The organism is Limosilactobacillus urinaemulieris (genome assembly GCF_014838745.1).
Lineage (GTDB): Bacteria > Bacillota > Bacilli > Lactobacillales > Lactobacillaceae > Limosilactobacillus > Limosilactobacillus urinaemulieris.
In genome coordinates, this window is the sequence record NZ_JABUXR010000008.1 from 78,367 (window position 1) to 87,854 (window position 9,488).

The 9,488-nt window shown below is 39.3% G+C and carries 9 protein-coding genes; 8 read left to right on the forward strand and 1 reads right to left on the reverse strand.

Going from position 1 to position 9,488, the window contains the following annotated elements:
* The first annotated feature begins 5 nt into the window (after nucleotides 1-5).
* From HUK45_RS09560 to HUK45_RS05520, 4 genes are all read left to right on the forward strand, one after another.
* The gene (locus tag HUK45_RS09560; protein WP_235972030.1) at nucleotides 6-728 is read left to right on the forward strand and encodes an ATP-binding protein; all 723 of its coding nucleotides are present in this window, start codon (nucleotides 6-8) and stop codon (nucleotides 726-728) included.
* A gap of 496 nt (nucleotides 729-1,224) precedes the next feature.
* Nucleotides 1,225-1,995 carry a hypothetical protein gene (locus HUK45_RS05510; RefSeq protein WP_191911463.1) on the forward strand — a complete coding sequence of 257 codons (771 nt, stop codon included), beginning with the start codon at nucleotides 1,225-1,227 and terminating at the stop codon, nucleotides 1,993-1,995.
* 45 nt (nucleotides 1,996-2,040) lie between these two features.
* Complete coding sequence (locus tag HUK45_RS09565) at nucleotides 2,041-4,149, forward strand: LTA synthase family protein (protein ID WP_235972032.1); 2,109 nt, start codon at nucleotides 2,041-2,043, stop codon at nucleotides 4,147-4,149.
* Between the two features lie 163 nt (nucleotides 4,150-4,312).
* Nucleotides 4,313-5,431, forward strand: coding sequence for an AI-2E family transporter (locus HUK45_RS05520; RefSeq protein WP_191911464.1), 1,119 nt, complete (start codon nucleotides 4,313-4,315; stop codon nucleotides 5,429-5,431).
* Between the two features lie 95 nt (nucleotides 5,432-5,526).
* Here HUK45_RS05520 and HUK45_RS05525 read toward each other — a convergent pair whose 3' ends face one another.
* Nucleotides 5,527-5,670 carry a hypothetical protein gene (locus tag HUK45_RS05525; protein ID WP_191911474.1) on the reverse strand — a complete coding sequence of 48 codons (144 nt, stop codon included), beginning with the start codon at nucleotides 5,668-5,670 and terminating at the stop codon, nucleotides 5,527-5,529.
* 137 nt (nucleotides 5,671-5,807) lie between these two features.
* Between HUK45_RS05525 and HUK45_RS05530 the strand changes: the two genes are divergently transcribed.
* The 4 genes from HUK45_RS05530 (at nucleotide 5,808) to HUK45_RS05545 (ending at nucleotide 9,086) form a co-directional block, all read left to right on the forward strand.
* On the forward strand, nucleotides 5,808-6,191 hold the full coding sequence (locus HUK45_RS05530) for a GntR family transcriptional regulator (protein WP_191911465.1): 384 nt from the start codon (nucleotides 5,808-5,810) through the stop codon (nucleotides 6,189-6,191).
* Entirely contained in the window at nucleotides 6,169-7,041 is an 873-nt protein-coding gene (locus HUK45_RS05535; RefSeq protein ID WP_191911466.1) for an ABC transporter ATP-binding protein, read from the forward strand. The genes HUK45_RS05530 and HUK45_RS05535 overlap by 23 nt, the downstream gene beginning before the upstream one ends.
* A complete protein-coding gene (locus HUK45_RS05540; RefSeq protein ID WP_191911467.1) occupies nucleotides 7,034-7,741 on the forward strand; it encodes a hypothetical protein in 708 nt (235 codons plus the stop codon). Before HUK45_RS05535 ends, HUK45_RS05540 begins: the two co-directional genes overlap by 8 nt.
* A gap of 271 nt (nucleotides 7,742-8,012) precedes the next feature.
* Nucleotides 8,013-9,086: a hypothetical protein gene (locus HUK45_RS05545; RefSeq protein WP_191911468.1), complete on the forward strand. Its 1,074-nt coding sequence runs from the start codon at nucleotides 8,013-8,015 to the stop codon at nucleotides 9,084-9,086.
* The last annotated feature ends 402 nt before the right edge of the window (nucleotides 9,087-9,488 follow it).

The window sequence follows — 9,488 nt, forward strand, 5'->3', positions numbered from 1 at the left end:
AAGCAATGATTGAAGGACCACTACCAAAAGTCATTGAACAGGCAGATAATATTGTAAAATCACAATTACGGGAGTTCACATCCTTAAATGTTGAAACAGATAAGTTTGAAACCGTACCTGAGTATCCCAAGGGGACTTGGCTAGAAGGAATTGTGAATGCGGTAACCCATCGTGCTTATAATCTAAACGGTGATGATATTCGAATTATTATGTATGATGACCGGATTATCATTCATAGCCCTGGTGATTTGCCGTCAATAGTAACTGTTGATAATATCCGTACTACTCATTATTCCAGAAATCCAAATATTGCTAGAGCGCTAGTTCAATTTGGCTGGGTTAGGGAGTTTGGTGAGAGTGTTGATCGGATGTACAAAAATATGGAAGAGTATTTCCTTGACGATCCGGAATATGTTGCTACCAATGCCTATACTGAACTAACTCTAAGAAATAATATTGTGATGCGGAATTCAAGACGTAAAGAAGAAATAAGCAAAATCACTAACTATGATTTTACTAAGCTAACTTATCCTGAAAGAGCAGCTTTAATTTATGCTTATGAACATAAAGAACTACGGCCCAAAGAATTTATTAGTTCTAATTCTAAGTTACATCCATCGACCGCTCGGAAAGCATTAAGTGATCTGACAAAACTAGAGCTTTTAGAAAGGCATGCGGCTTCGCCAACTTCGCCCAATACTTACTATACATTAAAAACACAGAAATAATGGTTGAACAGTTACTGAATTAGATAGCTGGATATAACTACTCGAGAGCAAACTAAATAGTAAGCAAGTTAGATAGCTGAGTATAGTTGCTTATAGGTATAGTTATTCTGCAAGAATTCCATAACGACGCTATTTGAATAAAGTTTCTGACCATGCTTTTAACACAAAGCCTTAACACATTCAGAGTCGACTGCTGTTGTGCCAATACCTCAGCGACCACAAAACAGTGACTCTAGTCAGTATTTATAACCATGAAAATGCCTAGGCTATTACATAAACTATATTACTTAAGCAAAATACAAACGACGCAGTATACAAATGGGATTCAGTGCTCAGAAAATCCGAACGCTGAATCCCTATTTGTACTTTCTAAAGACTAGCTACGCGTCGACGGGAGTTTGAAAACGAACTAGCAAAGTCCTTTTGTATACTATCTTTTGTATCTCCCCACCGTCTATATTAAAATAGGGAAGATATTATTTTAGGGGAGAAAATCATGCATCGATTAAAAAGTAATCTAGTTTGGGTTGCGCTGATGTTCTGGGTTGGAATTGCTCAGGTATATTGGCAACTTGGACCGCATATAGCGAGTTACAGTAATGCTAGTCTTCATACTAGTGCATATGAGGTTCTAAAAGGCTTAACATTGCTTGGCTCTGATATTCTGATTTTACTGTTAGGGTATTTCCTATCGCAAAAGAGTCATCGTGAGTCAACAATCATTAAGTCGTGGCTGAATACTTTAGTCTTGGGTGTCCTGGCTAGTGTACTAGTAGCACTTTGCACTAACCAGCTGGCAAAGGTCACAGTCTTTCATACCGACTTCTTTAATGCGGTCTTTCCGTTATTGCGGAATACTTACCCACTGATCTTCGGAAGCTTACTGGGACTAATTCTGACTGCAGTAATTAATGATCAGCGGTTCATTTGGCGTCGACCGGCTTTGATTAGTATTTGGCTTCTCATGATCATCCCGCTCTTTTGGACACCGAATATTTGGGGATGGACGAGTAACCACTTAACATTATTTTATGCGTTACTGTTTGTCCTTGGTGCTAATGTTAAGCAGGAAAGTCATCATCGAAAATGGCTTCTTATTACTGGCTTAGGATTACTGATCACAGTTGTCCTTCAAGGGATCATGCCATTCATGAGCATTGATGGACGGACAGCGAGTCGCTTCACCACGCCAACTAATATTTTCACCATATTAGCCGCTTATGGGATTGTCAAAATGACGGTGGACCACTTAGGACAGCCCAATTGACGATCGTTGTATTCCTACTTAACGTTAATTGAGAATACGGCGTTATTGGCAAGTGTCCAACTAACGGTCAAGCTTCATAACGCTTATGGCAGTTTAAGGGCGGGAATAATTACAATTATTTTTCTCTTTTTTGCCTTAGCCTGTGCTTATGTTTGGTGTGGATTATCAACGAGCCAATTTGCTAAGCGTCACCTTCAACGAATTGATCGATTTACGGGTCAACCAGCTGACAAACAGCTTCAAGTAATAAAAAAGCAGTTTAATTCCTGGATGCCCAATATTAGTTTGGGGATGATCTCCTACCTAATCGCGGCTCTTTCGATGCTGTTGATGAATGACGGCTTTTCCGTAAGTCCCAACGTTGATGCGACTTACAATATTTTTGCCTACACTTTTGGTCAACGGGAGCTACTATTACTTTTTACGGCATTCTTGATCTTAACAGTCATTAAATTTATTCAGGTTTTGACTAATCGCTACTGGGTCGGGCTGATTAGTGTTATTGCAGTTAGTGCGGTCTTTGTTGTGGCTAACCATGAAAAGATCGTTGCCCGAAATGAACCAATCCTTCCTGCAGACCTCGCGATGGTGCGGGTGGCTAAGAACTTATTTGGTATGGTTGACGGGGTAGTTTGGATAGTTGCCCTGGTAACTTTAGTGATTTTGATTGCAGTAACTGTTTGGCTGGAGAAGACTCATCCCCTAAGAAACGCAGTGGGGGGGGTAACACAACGGTTGCTATTTGTCCTCCTTGCACCATGCTTATTTGCGACAGCGTTTTTGTGGAACCATCAAAATACTCCCTTTAATAATTTGATGACTTCCATTGATGATCAGCCGATGTTTTACAATCAGTTAAGTGGGGTAAGAATCAATGGGCCATTACTTCAGTTTATGAATAACATCGACGTTACGGTAATGGCCAAACCAGCCGGGTATTCTCGACAGACGATGACCAAAATTGTCCGCAAATACCACTTGGATGCTCAGCAAATAAACCGTCAGCGAACAAACTCGTTTGGCAAGCAAACGATTGTTTTTAATTTGAGTGAAAGCTTTGCTAATCCCCAACGAGTTCCCGGGGTGCAATTGAAGAACAACCCTATACCGTACATCACTAAGCTCAGGAAGCAAAATACTGGTGGCTTAATGATTAGTTCGGGGTATGGCGGTGGGACAGCCAACATGGAGTACATGGCATTGACCGGGTTTGCGTTAACTAATTTTTCGCCAACTCTGCCAACACCATATACTCAACTAGTTGCTAATTTGAAAACCAATCCATCAATCGCTCAACAATTTAAGTCAGCAATCGCAATCCATCCCTATAACGGGGCCTTTTATAACCGGACGGAGGTTTACCGAAAGTTTGGAATTGATCGGTTCCTCTATTTGGGAAGTAAGTATCCGATTCGTCATCAGAAAAAGATCGATCGTAGTCCATACCTTTCTGATCAAACATCCTACCAGAATGTGTTAGATCAATTAATAAACTATCATGGTGGCCGGTTCATTAACCTCGTAACGATGCAGAATCATTTCCCGTATAATCAGCACTATTACAATGAGATTGGTAAATATCAGGCGACAAAAGTTTCGGCTGGCACTGACAAGTCGTCGGTAAATGATTTTGCTACTGGGATTTACCATACTGATGAGGCAATGAAGCAATTCATTACGGCGATTGATAAAATTGAAAAGCCAATTACGGTTGTCTTTTATGGGGATCACTTACCAGGAATCTATGGCAATGAGATGATCAAGGATGGCCTTAAACTCCATGAAACAGATTATTTCATTTACTCTAATCGGTATGCGCGAGAACATGGCGCACGGAACTTTAAGCAGAAAACAGCTTACGTTGCGCCAAACGACTTTATTGCAATGGCAGCTAAGCAAACTAACTCTAAGGTGGACTGGTATCAGGCCTTGCTGACACGAGTCTACGAACAGCTACCGGTGATTACCGAGGATGTTCAGGCAAGCGGTAATGTGAATGCCTACAATAGTAACAGTCGCTTTATTACGCAAAAAGGAAAGATCCTTAAAGAAAATCAATTAACAAAGAAGCAAAAAGCATTACTTCACGATTACCGTCTTGTTCAGTACGATGTCACGGCAGGTAAGCACTATGTTGTTAAAACGATGAAGTAAGTAGTACTACAGATACGAATTTCAAGGTTATGATTGCTAATGGAAAGAAATGAATTATTTTTCTCATTTACAATCAAACTTCCTTAGTGTATGGTAGAGGGGATGTTGTGGCACCTGCTTTTACGAGGTGTCCTTTTATTTTGTAAATGTTAGGATTATGATAATGAATCGAGAAAAATTTTATCATTGGCTGTTTTGGCCGATCGTTTTTTTGACAATTGCGACACTAATCTTTGTTTGTACCAAAATTCAGTTTATTTTTAAGCCGTTTTGGACATTCCTATCAGTGGTCTTTGTTCCATTACTGTTATCAGGATTCTTATACTACATGTTGAATCCAATCTTAAACTTAATTGTGAAGATTAAGATCGGCAAGTTCCGCATAAATCGTGGTGTAGCTAGTTTATTGATTGTCGTCTTGCTAATTCTGATTATTGTTTGGGGAATTTCTGCATTGATTCCGCCAGTAGTAAAGGAAATTAGCCAATTAGTTAATCATTTACCACAAACGGTTAGCGGGTTACAGAGTTTAATGAACGATACAATTAAACATTCACCCTTGAAACATGTGGATCTTAATGCCTACTATCGTCAATTTGATCACCAATTGGCCGCTTATGCGCAGAAAATTCTAAAAGGACTTTCTGAACGAGTGGGCGATATTATTGGAATGGTTACTAACATTACCGTTGTTACCATTACGGTTCCGGTGATGCTTTTCTACATGTTAAAGGATGGTTCAAAACTAGTTCCTGCCATTCAAAAGTGGCTTTCACCCCACCATGCTAAGGAAGTTAATCAGTTACTTGGTAAGATGAACAACACCTTGTCGTCATACATTGCCGGACAAGTGATTGAATGTCTCTTTGTCGGCGTCTTTACTTCAATTGGTTACCTGATTATTCACGAACCACTAGCACTTGTCCTGGGGATTGTCGCTGGTTTGTGCAACATCATCCCCTATGTTGGTCCATATATCGGGATTGCTCCCGCACTATTTGTTTCATTGACAATGGCCCCGGATAAATTAATTTGGGTAATTGTCGTTGTTCTGATTGTTCAACAGGTTGATGGCAATATTATTTATCCAAATATTATCGGTAAGACCCTTAAGATTCATCCACTAACAATCATTGTCCTCTTACTTGCTGCGGGGCACATTGCTGGGATTGCCGGAATGATTCTTTGTATTCCATTCTATGCAGTTCTTAAGACTATCGTTGAATATATGTTTGATATTTATCGGATTGAGCACCCGGTGAAGGATGAACAGGGAGAATAATAGCTTTTTGTAATGTTTTATTAATAGATCTTAAAAATCCTGGAGGGTACTTTATAATACGCCTACAGGATTTTTTAAGTTTTAAAGAATATAAACTATTTGTTTTGTACCGCTTGGACAGCCTGTTCAGCAGTTAAGTTAAATGACTTCATTAAGCGTTGTTTGATATCTTGATTATCAAGACAAATTTCCTTATTTTCCATTACCATCCCAAACATTGGATCACTGGTAATTGTCATTTTTTGACACCGCTTCATAATATTAGTAATTATTAAACTATTTTTTATTTAAACTTGCAAAAGTTTTAAGGATCCTATATAGTTAGTTACATAAGCAATTAGCCATATAACTAATTGACTGTTAAGGAGATGATCTTTTGCAATTTCACTTTAACGAGTCAACACCGTTATACCAACAAATCGCAAGTCAATTGGAAGAAATGATTTTTACCGGTGGCTTTGACGAAGGGAGCCAGGTACCATCAACTACCCGGCTTTCCCAGCAATTACATATTAATCCAGCAACGGTTTTGAAAGGGATGAATATCCTAGTTGATGCAGGGTTGATTGAAAAGCACCGTGGACGCGGAATGTTTGTACGAACGGGGGCTCGACAAAAGATTATGGAAGAGCGTAAAGAAAGTTTCTATAAGGATTATGTCAAAACTCTCCTTGTGGAAGCACATAAATTAGGAATTAATAAGCAACATTTAGTCGAATTAATTGAGCGGGGTGAGCATGATGGAACAATTAAAGATTAGTCATTTATCAAAGAAATTTGGTCGTCGGGTAATTCTTGATGATGTTTCATTTACTTTAGAGCCAGCAAAAATTTATGGTTTGCTCGGTCGAAACGGGGCAGGGAAATCGACTCTCTTAAACTTAATTAGTAACCGAATTTTTCCGACATCTGGTTCGATTAAGTTAGGCGATCAGGAAGTTAACACTGATCAAACTTTGGATCAGATTTTCCTTATTGGAGAAGATAACCTTTACTATAAACAAGTTAAGATTAACCAAATGTTTGACCTTGCTGACGGTGCATACGGTAATTTCGATTATCAAAACGCTGAACGAATGCTTAAACAGTTTGAACTTGATGGCAATCAAAAATTTGCTAAACTCTCTACTGGTCAGAAAACCGCTGCCAAGATTAGCTTGGCACTAAACGTTGATGCTGATTATATTTTTCTTGATGAACCGGTATTAGGATTAGATGCTAATCACCGTGAAATCTTCTATCAAGAGTTAATTAAGTCATATCAAAAGCGACCACGGACGATTGTTCTTTCAACCCACTTAATTGATGAAATTCAACAGCTGGTTGAACACGTGATTCTAATTGATCATCATCGAGTCCTTGAGGATGACAATGTTCAAAGTTTACTGGACCGGGCGTACGATATTTCAGGCCCGGCAAAGTTAGTTGATCAGTATACTGAAGGGTTGAACGTCCTTTCAACAACCGACTTGGGAAATATCCGCACGGCTCATGTCTTTGATCAGTTGCCAGAAGATCGGATCCTTCCTGATCAAGTTCAGGTCGGACACTATGATTTACAGCACTTATTTATCTACTTAACGAATGGGGGTCAACAAAAAGATGCTTAGTCATGAACAACGATTAGTAATTACCAATGTTTTTCATCGTCTCGGGTGGGCGTTAGCTGTTGCTGCTGTTTGGGCTGTCGGAGTAGTCTTTTTGGGATGTCTTGTTGAATTGCTAATAGATCATCGTATTGATTCATTTCTTGTTAGCTTACAAGGTATTCCAGGAGTATTACCGCCAGTATTCACAATGATTTTACTCGGTTATTTCTTAATCACTGCTTATGATGATTTTAAGTGGACGATCCAAAATGGAATTTCACGAAAGACCCTTTGGTGGGGGCGGCTGATTGCCTTGGTTCTTGCTACTGTCGGAGTTTGGGTGGTTAATAACTTACTAAGCTTGTTTGAGCACCCGCTAGCAAGTTGGCAAGCGATGGGAATGCAACTATTAGTCCTTCTTTCTAGCGTATTAATTCTTCAAATGATTGGTAATGGTTTTGGCTTGCTTAATCGAACCTGGAAGTGGATTGTCGGTATTGGCTTACCAATCCTATTTATTCTTTTCTTAATTGCACTTGTTAGTGTAATGATGAGCCTTAATATTGACTACCAGTATAATGAATGGATCGGACCTAATAGTGCTCTTTGGACAATCCTTGGTTCTTCGAGCACTTGGTGGATTATTTGGGGAGTTACAATGGTTATTGTTGTTCTTCTTTCTAAGTTCTTTAACGATAGAATGCAATTGAGAAGGGACTAAAGAAGAGTGCGGGCCAGCAGAGAACTTGCTTTCGTTTGTGGCCCCTCACAACATCAAACAATACAGAAATAAGTCACAGTGTCTAATATTTGACGCTGTGGCTTATTTTATATAAATAATTTAATTAGACGAAAGGTTATTGGTTGCTTTTTTATGCTGCTAAAGGTTAAGATATAGGCGTATAAATAGTGATGTATAATAAATCAATTGATAATTATCATTATGTTTTTGATTGGTTATTATCGTAAAAAAGAGGATTGGAGTGTTAAACGTGGTTAATAAGCAATTAATAGGGAAATTATCTGTTGTTGGTTTGGCGTTATTGTTGGCGGGCTGCGGTGCTCAGTCAGCAAATTCTAATTCTTCATCGGGTTCATCAGGAAGCTCTGCAATCACTAATAATCAAAAAGTTAACCTTGATTCAACGAATATGCCACCACAAGAAGTTAGTAGCTTAGTAACGATTTACAGTAGTAAGAAATACGGTGGTGACTGGGCCAAAGTTGCTAATAGTGCGAAAAATAGTGGACTACGGACGAACCTTTACGATACGAGTGATTACCGATTGGATAATCCTGGAGCTACTGGTGAAGATGGTTCCGGAATCCTTTATAACGCGACACCAGAAAAGAATTCTGCTGATGTTGCTTACACATTAAATGATGATGGCAGTATTAACATCTATGAAAATGTTAAGAAGGGTCAAAAGGCGAAGAAGCTGGGAACGGTTAGCCAAAATGATATGGTTTACTACATTAACCAGCACAGTCAAGCAAGTAAGGTTCAAAAACTAACAAAGCAAAGCAAGGTATATGACGAACGTTCAGGACGGAATGACGCTGCAAACCATGAATTTGGTCGTCAAGCAGTCTTTACCACTCCAAAGTCAATGCGTGGCGTTTGGTATTCAGCTGATGGTAACCAACAAACTGTACTAACGATTCGTGAGCATACAATTACTATCTCCACGAATAATAATTCAACTAAGTCATGGTTATATAAGCAATATCCTGACTTCCTTTCAAGTCCAGATGCAAAGAATAAGTCAGTTCAAAAGCAAACCCAGACCTGGCAGAGTGCAAAGTTTGTTAATGCTCATAATCAAGATTGGTTAAATATTCGTGGTTGGTGTGATACTGAGAATAAGGGGCAGTTCTACCTCCTGCACCATGAAACTATTAATGGTAAACAGACACCTGTTATTGTCTCAGCCAATGGTGATAATGTAACAACTGATAATGTCTTTTACACCAGTCAATCAACAGCCCAAAAACAAGCTAACCACCATTACGCTGACCTTGATTACCCGCAAAGTCCTGAAGGCGAGGATGAGGTAAATAATTAAAGAGTGCGAGCCCGTTAAAACCTTCCGGTGGCTAACGATTTCTCCACCGAACGACGTTTCGTCGTCGGAGGTGGAGGTCGTTAGCTCGAGGAAGGTTAGGGCGAGCAGATTTTGGCTTTGCTGCATTAGGAATAACAATTTCTCCTGACTGGATGCTGAAAGAATCTGGGAGGGAGGTTGGTAGCATTATCAATTCTCTGGCGAGCAGATCTTAGCTATGTTGCCGAGAACTTGCGGAAAGCTAACAATTTCTCGACAATTATTTAGCCCAAAACATAAACAAGGGGCTGTGACATAAGTCCCTAATAATAAGCGGAGTTAGATGAAATCTTCGGATTTCATTTAACTCCGTTTTCCTTTAAAATATATGTTAGTAAAAGAAAAAGACACCGACCAGCCCGT

Coding starts and splice junctions, on each gene's coding strand:
- HUK45_RS05535 (WP_191911466.1), top strand. CDS start 6,169: ATGATGGAACAATTAAAGATTAGTCATTTATCAAAGAAATTTGGTCGT.
- HUK45_RS05510 (WP_191911463.1), top strand. CDS start 1,225: ATGCATCGATTAAAAAGTAATCTAGTTTGGGTTGCGCTGATGTTCTGG.
- HUK45_RS05525 (WP_191911474.1), bottom strand. CDS start 5,670: ATGACAATTACCAGTGATCCAATGTTTGGGATGGTAATGGAAAATAAG.
- HUK45_RS09560 (WP_235972030.1), top strand. CDS start 6: ATGATTGAAGGACCACTACCAAAAGTCATTGAACAGGCAGATAATATT.
- HUK45_RS05520 (WP_191911464.1), top strand. CDS start 4,313: ATGAATCGAGAAAAATTTTATCATTGGCTGTTTTGGCCGATCGTTTTT.
- HUK45_RS05540 (WP_191911467.1), top strand. CDS start 7,034: ATGCTTAGTCATGAACAACGATTAGTAATTACCAATGTTTTTCATCGT.